The sequence below is a fragment of the Mycobacterium pseudokansasii genome (assembly GCF_900566075.1).
Classification (GTDB): domain Bacteria; phylum Actinomycetota; class Actinomycetes; order Mycobacteriales; family Mycobacteriaceae; genus Mycobacterium; species Mycobacterium pseudokansasii.
On the sequence record NZ_UPHU01000001.1, the window covers coordinates 5883998 to 5897533 of the forward strand.

The following is a 13536-nucleotide window of genomic DNA, read 5'->3' on the forward strand; positions in this document are numbered from 1 at the left end:
TTCATCGCAGTCCACCCTGCTCACCGACCAGCGCCATCGCGTCGTCCAATTCGCGGACATCGCTGGTGTCCCAGGGCCTGGCCCACCCCGCAACGTCAAGCACCGCCGAAATCACCTGGCCGGTGAATCCCCAGACCAGCATGTGGTTGAGCAGAAACGCCGGTCCGGCCCACCGCCGACTCAAGGTCCGCCGGTACACCATCAGCCGGTTTTCCGGATTGACGAAGGCGCGCACCGGGACCCGGGTCACCATGGCCGTTTCTGCCTCGTTGACGACGTGCACCGGCCCCGGATCGGGTGAATACGCCAGCACCGGGACGACGTGGAATCGCGACGGAGCGATGAAGGTGCGTTCCATGGTCGCCAGTGGGTACAGCCTGGCCGGGTCGAGCCCGGTCTCCTCATGGGCTTCTCGGAAGGCGGTGGCCACCGGCCCCTGGTCTCCGGGATCGGATGCGCCGCCGGGGAAGGCCGCCTGACCGGCGTGGTGACGTAAGGTCGACGCCCGCACCGTCAACAGCAGGTCGGCGTCGTCGGGAACGCCGCCGGCGGCCTGCCCGGACTCGGGACCGGAGAACAGCACCAGAACAGCGGCTTCCCGGTCGTTGCGACGCAGGGATGCGGTCGCCCGGGCTGCCGTCACCATGGCCAGCACGTCGGCCGGCAACCGCCGCCGGACCGCGTCGGGCACCCGGTCCACGTTGTCGACCAGTGGGCGCAGCCAGGATGGGCCGACCTCGGGCGTCAGGGCAACCCCAGCGTTCACCGGCGCCTCCTTGTCGGGCTGGTCGGGTGCACCTGCCCGCCTTCTCTCCAACCGCTCACCACGCCTTGTCTCCGACCTCAGCCGCTATCTCCTCGGCGCTGGCAAAAGCGCGCGGCAGGGTCTGGGCCACGCTACCGTCCGGCCGCAACAGCACCGTCGCGGGCATCACATTCGCCACCCGCAATGCTGCCGCCACCTTACGGCGGCCGTCCTGCAGGGTCGGCAACCGAACACCCAGATCGGCCAACCGCAGTAACGCAGCCGTCTCATTCTCGTCCTGATGCACCGTCACCACCATGACGTCGGGCCCGACCCGTTGTTGATATTCGGCCATCGCGGGCAGTTCTGCTATGCACTCCGCGCACCAGTACGCCCATAGATTGAGCAGCACCCGCCGCCCGGCCAGCGCCCGGGCCACGTCGACGGCCGAGCCGTCCGCCGCGCATTCCACCACCACGCCGCGTAGTGCCGGTGAGCCTGGCCCGTCATCGGCGGCCGGGCAGGCCGGCAGGTTTGCGCGCCGCCGGGGCCCGGCCAGCGCCGCAGCGGTGTCGGAATCCCGGTGGTCCCGCGCCGCCGGCACCTGTTGGGTTGCGGTGCTTGGGGAGTCGTCGCGCAGTTGGGCGACCAGCGCCGCGATGAGGGTGGCGACCACCGCCAGGACCGCGATGGTCCAGCGGGTTCTCGAGGTCAGTCGCGATGTCACAGGCCGGCAAGGGCCAGCAGATGCTCGGTTTCGGGGCCCTGGACAAGAGGTGCGGCCAGCAGCGGCTCGGTGGGGCCGAGGCCGAAGGAAGGGCAGTCCTTGGCCAGCACGCAGACACCGCACGCGGGCTTGCGGGCATGGCACACCCGGCGGCCGTGAAAGATCACCCGGTGGCTGAGCACGGTCCACTCCTTGCGTTCGATCAGTTCGCCGACCGCATGCTCGACCTTCACCGGGTCGGTTTCGGCGGTCCAGCGCCAGCGCCGCACCAACCGTCCGAAATGGGTGTCGACGGTGATCCCGGGAATGCCGAACGCATTCCCGAGGATGACGTTGGCGGTCTTGCGCCCGATTCCGGGCAGCGTCACCAGTTCCGCCATGGTGGCGGGCACCGCGCCGTCAAACCGCTCGACCAGAGCTTGCCCGAGTCCGATCAACGCGTTCGCCTTGTTACGGAAGAAACCAGTGGGGCGAATGAGGGTTTCCAGCTCGGCGCGGTCCGCTTTGGCATAGTCGAGCGCCGTCCGATACTTCGCGAACAACGCCGGCGTCGTCAGGTTCACCCGTTTGTCGGTGCTTTGCGCCGAGAGGATGGTCGCCACCGCCAGTTCGAGCGGATTGGTGAAGTCCAATTCGCAGTACACGTGTGGAAAGGCTTGTGCCAGTTGACGATTCATCCGCCTAGCGCGGCGCACCAAGGCGGCGCGGGTTTCGGCAGACCAGCGCTTGGCGCCGTCGGTGTCAGGCGTGGCTGGCTTAGGCCGGGTTGGCCCGGAGGACTTTGCCGCTGTCACCTACGACAGAGTACTGATTTCGTGATCTGACCGAGACCTCGTGTTGATTCAAGGCCATGTTTACTCTCCTTGTGTCGTGGTTGCTGGTGGCGTGCGTTCCGGCGTTGCTGATGCTGACGACCCTCGGCCTTGGTCGGCTGGAACAGGCGCTTTCCTGCGATACCGTGACCGCCTCGGACGTTGCCGAGTTTCTTGAGCAGGCTCAGGCCATCGATGTGCACCGACTGGCCTGTGGGGGCATGCCGGAGGCGCTGGCTTATCTGCATCGACGCCAGGCGCCGCCCCTGACCGAGGCCCCCGCCACTAGGGCCCTCACCGGCAAACATCACGTCGATCCGTACCGTGCTGCCCCTCGACACATCCATTCCCGGGTTAAGGCGACTCGACACGTCAATCGTGTGTAGCGTTGGCACGTCGTACCGATTGGCCTAACCTGTACACCGGCGCTGGTCAAGAGGGACGGCCTGCCCGTATCACTTCGTTGGAAAGCTGAAGAGGCAACGTGGACGAGATCCTGGCAAGGGCAGGAATCTTCCAAGGGGTTGAGCCCAACGCGGTCGCGGCACTAACCAAGCAGCTGCAGCCCGTTGACTTCCCCCGCGGACACACGGTTTTCGCTGAAGGTGAGCCGGGCGATCGGCTGTACATCATCATCTCGGGCAAGGTAAAGATCGGCCGGCGCTCGCCCGACGGCCGGGAGAACTTGCTGACCATCATGGGCCCGTCCGACATGTTCGGCGAGCTGTCGATTTTCGACCCCGGGCCGCGGACGTCCAGCGCGACCACCATCACCGAAGTGCGGGCGGTCTCGATGGACCGCGACGCGCTGCGGGCGTGGATCGCCGATCGTCCGGAAATCGCCGAGCAGCTGCTGCGTGTCCTGGCGCGCCGGTTGCGGCGCACCAACAACAATCTGGCCGACCTCATCTTCACCGACGTGCCCGGCCGGGTGGCCAAGCAGCTGCTGCAGCTCGCCCAGCGTTTCGGCACCCAGGAGGGCGGCGCGATGCGGGTCACCCACGACCTGACTCAGGAGGAGATCGCCCAGCTGGTCGGCGCTTCCCGGGAGACGGTGAACAAGGCGCTGGCCGACTTCGCGCACCGCGGCTGGATCCGGCTGGAGGGCAAGAGCGTGCTGATCTCGGACTCTGAACGGCTGGCCCGCCGGGCTCGGTAGCTTCGCTGAGCAGACACACACTCGCATCACGCGGGCGCTATTCGTGCGATTCTGCGACTGCTCGCGCTAGCGGGCTCGCGCTACGGGACTCGCAGATAGTCCAGTTGGACCTGCACGGACCATTCGGCCGCATCCCAGAGCTTCTCGTCGACGTCGACATAGACGTGTTCGACGACCTGGCGGGTGGTGGCATCGTCGCCGAGGTCCCGTAGCGCGCACCGCACTTGTTCGAGCCGCTCATGCCGGTGCACCAGGTACCCCTGCGCGACGGCCGCGACGTCAGTCAATTCCGGCCCATGCCCGGGCAGCACCACACGCCGGCCCAGACCGCGCAGCCGGTGCAGCGATTCCAGGTAGTCGGTCAGGCTGCCGTCGTCCTTGTCCAGAACGGTGGTGCCGCGGCCCAGCACGCTGTCGGCCGTCAGCACGGCGTCCTCGAGGAGGAACGACAGGGAGTCTGCGGTGTGACCGGGGGTGGTCAGCACCGTGATCGCCAGCCCGGCAGCGTCGATCACTTCCCCATCGCTCAGCGTCACCCCATCGCCGCGCTGGAATTGCGGGTCCGCGGCGCGTACCGGTGCTCCGGTCAGCTCGACCAGCTTGTCGATGCCGTCGGTATGGTCGCCGTGACGATGGCTGATCAGCACCAGCGCGATGCGGCCCAGCGCGGCTATCCGGGCGATGTGCTCGTCGTCGCCCGGCCCCGGATCGACGATGACCAGCTCGTCGCTGCCCGGTCCGCACAGCACCCAGGTATTGGTGCCCTCCAGCGTCATCAGGCCGGGATTGTCGGCCACCAGCACCGATGCCGTGTCGGTGACCGCCCGCAACCGGCCGTAGGCGGGGTGGGTCAGTGACTCGGTCACGGCCGCTGGCCGACCTCCACGATCAGCTCGACCTCGACGGGTGCGCCCAGCGGCAACTCGGATACTCCGACGGCCGAACGCGCATGCGCGCCGTTGTCGCCGAACACCTCGGCAAACAGGTCCGAGGCTCCGTTGATAATGCTGGGCTGACCGTGAAAGCCCGGTGCGGAGGCGACGAACCCGACCACTTTGACCACCCGTGTCACCGAGTCCAGGCCGACCAGTGAATTCACCGCCGCCAATGCGTTGAGCGCACAAACGCGGGCCGCCGCCTTGGCTTCCTCCGGCGTGATGTCGGCGCCCACCTTGCCCGTGCACGCCAGCTTTCCAGCCTCGAAGGGCAACTGCCCCGAGGTGTAGACGAGGTTGCCGGTGCGCACCGCCGGAACGTAGGCCGCCAGCGGCGCCGCGATCTCCGGAAGCGTGATGCCCAGTTGTGCGAGCCGGGAGTTGGCGTCCACTACTTCGGGCGCTTCAGGTAGGCGACGTGCTGCTCGCCGGTTGGCCCCGGCAACACCGCGACCAGCTCCCAGCCGTCGGCTCCCCACTGGTCGAGGATCTGTTTGGTGGCGTGCGTGAGCAGCGGAACCGTTGCGTACTCCCATGCGGAGGGTTGGGTCATGACGCGAGCTTATCCGCCGCCGTCGACAAGCTCCGGCCAGCCCGGCGGCCGGGCGAAGCGGTAGGGCTAGCATGCGATGGTGGCGAACACACCTAACGACGGTCCCTCCGTCGGCTGGCCGTCGCGCCTGTCGAAGGCCCGCTTGCACTTTGTGACCGGCAAAGGCGGCACCGGGAAATCCACCATCGCGGCCGCACTGGCGCTGACGCTGGCCGCCGGAGGCCGCAAGGTCCTGCTCATCGAAGTCGAAGGGCGCCAAGGGATTGCGCAACTCTTCGATGTTCCGCCGCTGCCCTATCAGGAGGTCAAGATCGCGACCGCCGAACGCGGCGGGCAGGTGAACGCACTGGCAATCGATATCGAGGCCGCGTTCCTGGAATACCTCGACATGTTCTACAACCTGGGCATCGCAGGCCGGGCAATGCGACGCGTCGGTGCGATCGAGTTCGCGACGACGATCGCGCCCGGCCTTCGCGATGTGCTGCTCACCGGCAAGATCAAGGAAACGGTGGTCCGGCTCCGCAAGGGGACCAAGAACCCGATGTATGACGCGATCGTCGTCGACGCACCGCCGACGGGCCGCATCGCGCGCTTCCTGGACGTCACCAAGGCGGTCTCCGATCTGGCCAAGGGCGGGCCGGTGCATTCGCAGGCCGACGGTGTGGTGAAGTTGCTGCACTCCGATCAGACCGCGATCCATCTGGTGACGCTGCTGGAGGCGCTGCCGGTGCAGGAGACCATGGAAGCCATCGAGGAACTCGCCGAGATGCAATTGCCGATCGGCAGTGTCATCGTGAACCGCAATATTCCGACTTACCTGAGCGCCGAGGACCTCGCGAAGGCCGCCGAGGGCGATGTCGACGCCGACTCGGTGCGGTCCGGTTTGGCAATGGCCGGAATCGAGCTGGCGGCACCGGATTTCGCCGGTCTGCTGACCGAGACCATCGAGCACGCCAGCCGAATCAGCGCACGCGCCGAGACCGCGCAGGAACTTGACGCGTTGCATGTTCCACGGCTGGAATTACCCACGATTTCCGATGGTGTCGACTTGGGCAGCTTGTACGAGCTTTCGGAATCGCTTGCGCAGCAGGGGGTTCGATGAGCACCGTACCGAAACCTCTTGACATGGCCGCGATCCTGGCCGATACGTCCAATCGGGTTATCGTGTGCTGCGGCGCCGGCGGTGTCGGCAAGACCACCACTGCCGCAGCAATTGCCTTGCGCGCCGCTGAATATGGCCGCATTGTCGTCGTCCTGACGATCGACCCGGCCAAGCGGCTTGCCCAGGCCCTGGGCATCGACGACCTGGGTAACACACCCCAACGAGTGCCACTGGCCCCGGAGGTGCCCGGCGAGCTGCACGGGATGATGCTCGACATGCGGCGCACGTTCGACGAAATGGTGGTCCAATACTCCGGATCCGAACGCGCGCAATCGATTCTGGACAACCAGTTCTACCAGACCGTCGCCACATCGCTTGCCGGCACCCAGGAGTACATGGCCATGGAGAAGCTGGGTCAGCTCCTGGCCCAGGATCGCTGGGATCTGGTCGTGGTGGACACTCCGCCGTCACGCAACGCGCTGGACTTTCTGGATGCACCGAAACGCTTGGGCAGCTTCATGGATAGCCGGTTGTGGCGGCTGCTGCTGGCTCCGGGCAGGGGTATCGGCCGGTTGGTAACCGGTGTAATGGGTTTGGCCATGAAGGCGATGTCTACTGTGCTCGGTTCGAAGATGCTGAGCGATGCCGCCGCATTCGTGCAATCACTCGACGCCACATTTGGGGGTTTCCGGGAGAAGGCTGACCGAACTTATGCGTTGCTGAAACGACGCGGTACCCAGTTCGTGGTGGTGTCAGCGGCCGAGCCCGATGCGCTGCGCGAGGCGTCGTTCTTCGTCGACCGGCTGACCGAAGAAGGCATGCCGCTGGCGGGGCTGGTGCTGAACCGCACTCACCCGATGCTGTGCGCGTTACCCGTCGAGCGGGCTATCGACGCGACCGAGACGTTGGAGGAGGAGCACAGCGAGTCGGAGGCGGCGTCGCTGGCGGCAGCGGTGCTGCGGATTCATGCCGACCGCGGGCAGACGGCCAAGCGCGAGATCCGGCTGCTGTCCCGGTTCACCGGGGCCAATCCACACGTGCCTGTCGTCGGAGTCCCGTCGCTGCCGTTCGACGTCTCCGACCTGGATGCGCTGCGCGCGCTCGCCGACCAGATCGCCCCCGTCGGCGACGAAGCGGCCCGCACTGGGGGTACCGCCCGCCTGCGGGGCGCGGGCCGCTGACTGGGGCTTGGGCACAGCGGCATCGAGCGTGTGCTGAAGGTGTCGACCGTGAACGCCGGGCGCGGTCACGCCGGATTCTTCCGCCCCAGCCACACGCTGGACGCGGTCGAATCACACTCGGCGTCGAACAATCGCGAAACCGGCCCCCACCGCGCCGAACAACGATACAGTGAGAAGGCCGCACTATTGCGCATGCGCCAGTTCCCGTTGGACACAAGGCAATTAGAGCCAGCGACACCGACTCAGTAACAAAATCGTAATAAGGAACGGGAGGCCGGCCAGCTCGCCCGCACCCCTATCCGAGAGCCTTAACCGACGCTGCGACGCTTGCGCTTGTCGAGGTAGTCGGACCACGAGACCACCTCAGGATGCTGCTTGAGCAGTGCCCGGCGCTGGCGCTCGGTCATGCCACCCCACACCCCGAACTCGACCTTGTTGTCAAGCGCGTCGGCCGCGCATTCCTGCATCACCGGACAGTGACGGCAGATCACCGCGGCTTTGCGCTGTGCGGCTCCCCGGACGAACAGCTCGTCAGGGTCCGTCGCCCTGCACAGCGCCTTTGACACCCAGTTGATCCGTTCTTCCGCATCGGCACTGCGGAGAAGGTTTTGCGCCGACGTGAGGTTTGTCCTTCGAGCGGCCGGACGTGTTCCTGACACGAGCTGATCCCTTCCTCCCGGCCGCTGATCGCGACCGCCCTCCTCGGGTACCAGCCGATGTTGCGACCTAAGACACACTGTGCACATCGGTGTTACCTGAATCTCACTGCGCTTATAAGTTAGGTGGTCAGGTGGCAATTGCGCAACAGTCTGATAACGCTTTTTTTGGGACGCCCGTCCCGACTTCTGCCGATCGGCCGGGGGAAAAGCACCCCCTCGGTTCCCGATTAGGTCCCTGACCTGTGACGCACGCGCAAAATAATCGCCGGGGCGCCGACGGCGCCGCCGTCAGCGCTTTCCTAAGAATTTTTTTCAGTCTCACGGCGCGGGGCCGTGACAAGGGGCCGCTACTGTAGTACGCATGTCCGATCGCCCCCCGGTGGCGCTTACCCTGCTGAAGCTCGCGGGGTGTTGCGTGTTGGCCAGCGTCGTGGCCACGGCACTGATGTTCCCCTTCGCAGGCGGGCTCGGGCTGATGTCCAATCGCGCTTCTGAGGTAGTGGCCAACGGCTCGGCTCAACTCCTTCAGGGGGAGGTTCCGGCCGTGTCGACGATGGTCGACGCCAAGGGCAACACCATCGCGTGGCTGTACTCGCAGCGCCGGTTCGAGGTGCCCTCCGACAAGATCGCCAACACCATGAAGCTGGCGATCGTCTCCATCGAGGACAAGCGCTTCGCCGACCACAACGGCGTCGACTGGAAAGGCACCCTCACCGGACTCGCCGGCTATGCCTCCGGGGACCTGGATACTCGCGGCGGTTCCACCATCGAGCAGCAGTACGTCAAGAACTACCAATTGCTGGTCACCGCCCAAACCGACGCCGAGAAACGGGCAGCCGTCGAGACCACTCCGGCGCGCAAACTGCGCGAGATCCGGATGGCGCTCACCCTGGACAAGACCTTCACCAAACCCGAGATCCTGACCCGCTACCTGAACCTGGTGTCGTTCGGCAACAACTCTTTCGGCGTGCAGGACGCGGCGCAGACCTACTTCGGCATCAACGCCTCGGATCTGAATTGGCAGCAGGCGGCGCTGCTGGCGGGCATGGTGCAGTCGACCAGCACACTGAACCCCTACACCAACCCCGAGGGCGCGCTGGCCCGGCGCAACCTGGTCCTCGACACGATGATCGAGAACATCCCACAAGAGGCCGACGCTCTGCGTGCCGCCAAGGCGCAGCCGCTGGGAGTCTTGCCGCAACCCAACGAGTTACCCCGCGGCTGTATCGCCGCCGGCGACCGCGCCTTCTTCTGCGACTACGTCCAGGAGTACCTGTCCCGCGCGGGGATCAGCAAAGACCAGCTGGCCAAGGGCGGCTACCTCATCCGCACCACGCTGGACCCCGACGTCCAGGTCCCGGTCAAGGCGGCGGTCGACAAATTCGCTCCCCCGAGCCTGGCCGGCATCTCCAGCGTGATGAGCGTCATCGCACCGGGCAAGGACTCACACAAGGTGCTGGCGATGGCCAGCAACCGCAAGTACGGCCTGGATACCGAAGCCGGTGAAACCATGCGACCCCAGCCGTTCTCACTCGTCGGCGACGGCGCGGGATCCATTTTCAAGATCTTCACCACGGCCGCCGCGCTCGACATGGGTATGGGCATCAACGCCCAACTCGACGTGCCGCCCCGATTCCAGGCCAAAGGGCTGGGCAGCGGCGGAGCCAAAGGCTGCCCCAAGGACACCTGGTGCGTGATCAACGCCGGCAATTACCGCGGATCGATGAACGTGACCGACGCGCTGGCCACCTCCCCCAACACCGCCTTCGCCAAGCTGATCTCGCAGGTCGGAGTGAGCCGCACCGTCGACATGGCGATCAAGCTGGGCCTGCGGTCCTACGCCAATCCTGGCACTGCGCGCGACTACAACCCCGACAGCAACGAGAGCCTGGCCGACTTCGTCAAACGCCAGAACATCGGGTCGTTCACCCTGGGCCCCATCGAGGTCAACGCGCTGGAGCTGTCCAACGTCGCGGCCACACTGGCCTCGGGCGGCGTGTGGTGCCCACCGAACCCGATCGACAAGCTGATCGACCGCAACGGCAACCAGGTTTCCGTCACCACCGAGACCTGCGAGCAAGTGGTGCCCGAAGGGCTGGCCAATACCCTTGCCAACGCGATGAGCAAGGACGCCGTGGGCAGCGGCACCGCGGCGGGCTCGGCCGGTGCGGCGGGCTGGGACCTGCCCATGTCGGGTAAGACGGGCACCACCGAAGCCCACCGGTCGTCGGGCTTCGTGGGTTTCACCAACCGCTATGCGGCGGCGAACTACATCTACGACGACTCGACGTCGCCGACCGATCTGTGTTCCGGCCCACTGCGCCATTGCGGCAACGGTGACCTCTACGGTGGCAACGAGCCGGCCCGGACGTGGTTCACCGCCATGAAGCCGATCGCCACCAGCTTCGGTGAGGTGCATTTGCCGCCCACCGATCCGCGGTACGTCGAAGGCTCGGCAGCCTCCCGGGTGCCGAGCGTGGCCGGGCTGGATGTGGACCAGGCGCGCCAGCGTCTGCGGGACGCCGGTTTCCAGGTCGCCGACCAGCCCAACGCAGTCAACAGCACCGCGAAGTACGGCGAAGTGGTCGGAACCTCGCCCAGCGGCCAGACCATCCCTGGTTCGATCATCACGATTCAGATCAGCAACGGGATCCCGCCGCCACCGCCGCCGCCACCGGAGGACGGGCCACCCGCCCCGATCGGTTCGCAGGTCATCGAGATCCCCGGGTTGCCGCCGATCACCATTCCGCTGCTGGCGCCGCCGCCGCCTCCGTAGGCGCTTCGGCGAGCGCCAGTGACGTAGGAGACCAACAATCAGTCGCCGACCGGCAGTAGGCTGCCTGCATGGCTGTTTCGCCCGTCCTGTTACGCACCGGTGCCGTCGCGTTCGGCTCGATCGTCGCCGGGATCGGTTACGCGGCGCTCATCGAACGCAACGCGTTCGTGCTTCGCGAGATCACCATGCCCGTGCTGAGTCCGGGCTCCACACCGCTGCGGGTCCTGCATATCAGCGATCTGCATATGCTGCCCGGCCAGCGCCGTAAACAGGCCTGGTTGCGCGAGCTGTCCAGCTGGGAACCCGACCTGGTGGTCAACACCGGCGACAATCTGGCCCATCCCAAGGCGGTGCCGGCGGTGGTGCAGGCCCTGGGCGACCTGCTGCACCGGCCTGGCGTCTTCGTCTTCGGCAGCAACGACTACTTCGGGCCGCGCCTGAAGAACCCGGCCAATTACCTGATCAACCCGGGGCACCGGGTGCACGGCGAGCCGTTGCCCTGGCAGGATCTGCGGGCGGCGTTCACCGAGCGCGGCTGGCTCGACCTCACCCATAACCGTCGCGAGTTCGAAGTGGCGGGGCTGCACATCGTCGCAGCCGGCGTGGACGACCCCCACATCGATCGGGACCGCTACGACACGATCGCGGGCCCGGCGAGCCCGGTCGCGAACCTGCGGCTGGGACTGACCCACTCGCCGGAGCCCCGGGTGCTGGACCGCTTCGCTGCCGACGGCTATCAGCTGGTGATGGCCGGCCATACCCATGGCGGACAGCTGTGCCTGCCGTTCTACGGGGCGCTGGTCACCAACTGCGGGCTGGACCGGACGCGGGCCAAAGGAGCATCACAGTGGGGCGCGAACATGCGGCTGCATGTCTCCGCCGGCATCGGCACTTCGCCGTTTGCGCCGGTGCGGTTCTGCTGCCGGCCCGAAGCGACCCTGTTGACGTTGATCGCCAGCCCCATGGGCGGCCGGGACTCGAACAGGAACCTGGGCCGTTCGCAGCCCAGCATCTCGGTGCGTTGAACGACACAACCCGCATCGCCATCCGCAGCCTGTCCCGCGATTGGACAGACAACGCGATCCGGCTGATCGAGGCGGATGCCCGGCGCAGCGCCGACACCCACCTGCTGCGCTATCCCCTGCCGTCGGCCTGGTGCGCCGACGCTGACGTCGCGCTGTATCTGAAGGACGAGACGACACACATCACCGGCAGCCTCAAACACCGGCTGGCGCGGTCGCTGTTCCTGTATGCGCTGTGCAACGGCTGGATCGGGGAGAACACGACGGTGGTCGAGGCGTCGTCGGGTTCGACGGCGGTGTCGGAGGCGTACTTCGCGTCCCTGCTGGGCCTGCCGTTCGTCGCGGTGATGCCGGCGGCGACCAGCGCCGCCAAGGTGGCGCTGATCGAAGCGCAAGGCGGCCGTTGCCATTTCGTGGAGAATTCCAGTCAGGTCTACGCCGAGGCGGAACGCGTCGCGGCCGAGACCGGCGGGCACTACCTGGACCAGTTCACCAATGCCGAGCGCGCCACCGACTGGCGTGGCAACAACAACATCGCCGAGTCGATCTACGCGCAGATGCTCGAGGAGCGGCACCCTGTCCCGGACTGGATCGTGGTCGGCGCCGGAACCGGCGGAACCTGCGCGACGATCGGGCGCTACATCCGCTATCGGCGGCACGCGACCCGGTTGTGTGTCGTGGACCCGGAGAATTCGGCGTTCTTCCCCGCATACGCCGAAGGTCGGTCCGACGTCGTGATGTCCGCGTCGTCGCGGATCGAGGGCATCGGCCGGCCGCGGGTCGAGCCGTCGTTTCTGCCCAGTGTGGTCGACCGCATGGTGTCGGTTCCCGACGCCGCGTCGATTGCGGCCGCCCGCCACGTCAGCACCGTGCTCGGACGCCGGGTGGGGCCGTCCACGGGCACCAACCTGTGGGGAGCGTTCGGCTTGCTCGCCGAGATGGTCGTCGACGGGCGCAGCGGCTCGGTGGTCACCTTGCTCGCCGACAGCGGCGACCGCTACGCCGACACCTACTTCGACGACGACTGGGTCGGTGCGCAGGGGCTGGATCCGAGCGGTCCGGCCCGGGCCTTGGTCGAGTTCGAACGCTCCTGCACGTGGGACCCTGAGCCGGCGGTTTGGCGAGTCGACGGCCCGGTGCGATAGGCTGTCGTGGCTTCAAGCGGGGTGTGGCGCAGCTTGGTAGCGCGCTTCGTTCGGGACGAAGAGGCCGTGGGTTCGAATCCCGCCACCCCGACTGCAATAACTTGACCTCTGACCTGCAGGTACGGGGTCGGGCCTTGTCGCATTCAAGAGCCGGAACCGGCATCCGTCCGCAGTAGATTCGCGCAATGTCCGCACCGCCGCGTCCAGAGTGTCCACAACCGCCTCAAGATCATCGGGGAAGAGGTCGGCGCGTGTGTCGAGGGTCAGGGCAGCACTCTTGTGCTCGAGCATCATCTGGACGGCCTTGACGTTCGCCCCGGCCGAGACCGCCGCTTGTCGACACCGCCACTATCACTATCGAACAATGCCGCCCGGCCACCGGATCCGCAGCGCCTCCTCCGCCAACCGGAAATCCACCGGATCAGCATCAAACCGCCACCAACTCTCGGTGGCTGCACACCAGCCGGGCCTCATCGGCCCGATGGAGAAATCGTTGGCCCAGGTCCCGTGTACGCCTTGGAACGTGACCGTGATTGCATCCGGACCGTGGGAAGCGACCGCCGAGGCGGTCACGGCTCCGGCAGCAGACCTGCCACCCGCACGCCTGGCTTCAGATCCTCCAGACGAGCTGGGCCAGGGGGCCTCGTTGCTCAGTCATCGATTCCACTCGGTGTAGACGGCCATGCGTGGAGGGTACGAGACGAGTGCGACGGCACATGG

The 13536-nt window shown here is 66.6% G+C and carries 15 protein-coding genes, 1 tRNA gene and 1 pseudogene; 9 read left to right on the forward strand and 8 right to left on the reverse strand.

Translation table 11 applies throughout. The features are described 5' to 3' along the window. Position 1 precedes the first annotated feature (1 nt). The 3 genes from EET10_RS26595 to nth are packed head-to-tail and all read right to left on the reverse strand — an operon-like array spanning position 2 to position 2149. Entirely contained in the window at positions 2-766 is a 765-nt protein-coding gene (locus tag EET10_RS26595) for an NUDIX hydrolase (protein WP_036405768.1), read from the reverse strand. 55 nt (positions 767-821) lie between these two features. Further along, complete coding sequence (locus EET10_RS26600) at positions 822-1460, reverse strand: TlpA family protein disulfide reductase (RefSeq protein ID WP_036405898.1); 639 nt, start codon at positions 1458-1460, stop codon at positions 822-824. Positions 1461-1468: 8 nt separating this feature from the next. Further along, positions 1469-2149 (reverse strand): endonuclease III, encoded by a 681-nt coding sequence (gene nth / locus EET10_RS26605; protein WP_036405771.1) that lies wholly within the window; start codon positions 2147-2149, stop codon positions 1469-1471. Between the two features lie 173 nt (positions 2150-2322). Here nth and EET10_RS26610 point away from each other — a divergent pair, with 173 nt between their 5' ends. Then, positions 2323-2670 carry a hypothetical protein gene (locus EET10_RS26610; RefSeq protein WP_036405774.1) on the forward strand — a complete coding sequence of 116 codons (348 nt, stop codon included), beginning with the start codon at positions 2323-2325 and terminating at the stop codon, positions 2668-2670. Positions 2671-2768: 98 nt separating this feature from the next. Next, positions 2769-3443 carry a cAMP-activated global transcriptional regulator CRP gene (gene crp, locus EET10_RS26615; RefSeq protein WP_063467201.1) on the forward strand — a complete coding sequence of 225 codons (675 nt, stop codon included), beginning with the start codon at positions 2769-2771 and terminating at the stop codon, positions 3441-3443. Between the two features lie 80 nt (positions 3444-3523). Here crp and EET10_RS26620 read toward each other — a convergent pair whose 3' ends face one another. Genes EET10_RS26620 through sp36 form a run of 3 tightly spaced genes read right to left on the reverse strand, consistent with a single transcriptional unit; the run spans position 3524 to position 4931 of the window. Then, positions 3524-4309: an MBL fold metallo-hydrolase gene (locus EET10_RS26620; RefSeq protein WP_036405775.1), complete on the reverse strand. Its 786-nt coding sequence runs from the start codon at positions 4307-4309 to the stop codon at positions 3524-3526. Beyond that, positions 4306-4770 (reverse strand): RidA family protein, encoded by a 465-nt coding sequence (locus EET10_RS26625; RefSeq protein WP_036405777.1) that lies wholly within the window; start codon positions 4768-4770, stop codon positions 4306-4308. Before EET10_RS26625 ends, EET10_RS26620 begins: the two co-directional genes overlap by 4 nt. Next, on the reverse strand, positions 4770-4931 hold the full coding sequence (gene sp36, locus EET10_RS26630) for a Sp36 family protein (protein ID WP_023368608.1): 162 nt from the start codon (positions 4929-4931) through the stop codon (positions 4770-4772). The genes EET10_RS26625 and sp36 overlap by 1 nt, the downstream gene beginning before the upstream one ends. 76 nt (positions 4932-5007) lie before the next feature. On the opposite strand from sp36, the gene bagA reads away from it, so the two are divergent. Both bagA and bagB read left to right on the forward strand, forming a co-directional pair. Then, entirely contained in the window at positions 5008-6033 is a 1026-nt protein-coding gene (gene bagA / locus EET10_RS26635) for an ATPase BagA (RefSeq protein ID WP_036405779.1), read from the forward strand. Then, on the forward strand, positions 6030-7214 hold the full coding sequence (gene bagB, locus EET10_RS26640) for an ATPase BagB (RefSeq protein ID WP_063467200.1): 1185 nt from the start codon (positions 6030-6032) through the stop codon (positions 7212-7214). Before bagA ends, bagB begins: the two co-directional genes overlap by 4 nt. A 308-nt stretch (positions 7215-7522) precedes the next feature. On the opposite strand, the gene EET10_RS26650 is transcribed toward bagB, so the two are convergent. After that, a complete protein-coding gene (locus EET10_RS26650; RefSeq protein WP_023368611.1) occupies positions 7523-7873 on the reverse strand; it encodes a WhiB family transcriptional regulator in 351 nt (116 codons plus the stop codon). A 361-nt stretch (positions 7874-8234) separates the two neighbouring features. Here EET10_RS26650 and ponA2 point away from each other — a divergent pair, with 361 nt between their 5' ends. From ponA2 to EET10_RS26670, 4 genes are all read left to right on the forward strand, one after another. Continuing rightward, the gene (ponA2, locus tag EET10_RS26655; protein ID WP_099187806.1) at positions 8235-10649 is read left to right on the forward strand and encodes a transglycosylase/D,D-transpeptidase PonA2; all 2415 of its coding nucleotides are present in this window, start codon (positions 8235-8237) and stop codon (positions 10647-10649) included. A gap of 68 nt (positions 10650-10717) precedes the next feature. Then, positions 10718-11674, forward strand: coding sequence for a metallophosphoesterase (locus EET10_RS26660; protein ID WP_036405782.1), 957 nt, complete (start codon positions 10718-10720; stop codon positions 11672-11674). Continuing rightward, a complete protein-coding gene (gene cds1, locus EET10_RS26665; protein WP_218028493.1) occupies positions 11671-12816 on the forward strand; it encodes an L-cysteine desulfhydrase Cds1 in 1146 nt (381 codons plus the stop codon). The genes EET10_RS26660 and cds1 overlap by 4 nt, the downstream gene beginning before the upstream one ends. A 17-nt stretch (positions 12817-12833) precedes the next feature. Continuing rightward, positions 12834-12907, forward strand: a tRNA-Pro gene (locus EET10_RS26670). Between the two features lie 104 nt (positions 12908-13011). Here the strand turns inward: EET10_RS26670 and EET10_RS31380 are convergent. Further along, positions 13012-13146 (reverse strand): annotated as a pseudogene (locus EET10_RS31380) (site-specific integrase); the annotation flags it as partial. 193 nt (positions 13147-13339) lie between these two features. Here EET10_RS31380 and EET10_RS29885 point away from each other — a divergent pair. Next, positions 13340-13492, forward strand: coding sequence for a hypothetical protein (locus EET10_RS29885; protein WP_167480232.1), 153 nt, complete (start codon positions 13340-13342; stop codon positions 13490-13492). Positions 13493-13536: the final 44 nt, after the last annotated feature.

What these genes read in the sequence shown, in the direction of transcription:
- nth (WP_036405771.1), bottom strand. Translation starts at nt 2,149, where the DNA reads ATGAATCGTCAACTGGCACAAGCCTTTCCACACGTGTACTGCGAATTG.
- EET10_RS26610 (WP_036405774.1), top strand. Translation starts at nt 2,323, where the DNA reads ATGTTTACTCTCCTTGTGTCGTGGTTGCTGGTGGCGTGCGTTCCGGCG.
- sp36 (WP_023368608.1), bottom strand. Translation starts at nt 4,931, where the DNA reads ATGACCCAACCCTCCGCATGGGAGTACGCAACGGTTCCGCTGCTCACG.
- bagA (WP_036405779.1), top strand. Translation starts at nt 5,008, where the DNA reads ATGGTGGCGAACACACCTAACGACGGTCCCTCCGTCGGCTGGCCGTCG.
- bagB (WP_063467200.1), top strand. Translation starts at nt 6,030, where the DNA reads ATGAGCACCGTACCGAAACCTCTTGACATGGCCGCGATCCTGGCCGAT.
- ponA2 (WP_099187806.1), top strand. Translation starts at nt 8,235, where the DNA reads ATGTCCGATCGCCCCCCGGTGGCGCTTACCCTGCTGAAGCTCGCGGGG.
- EET10_RS26660 (WP_036405782.1), top strand. Translation starts at nt 10,718, where the DNA reads ATGGCTGTTTCGCCCGTCCTGTTACGCACCGGTGCCGTCGCGTTCGGC.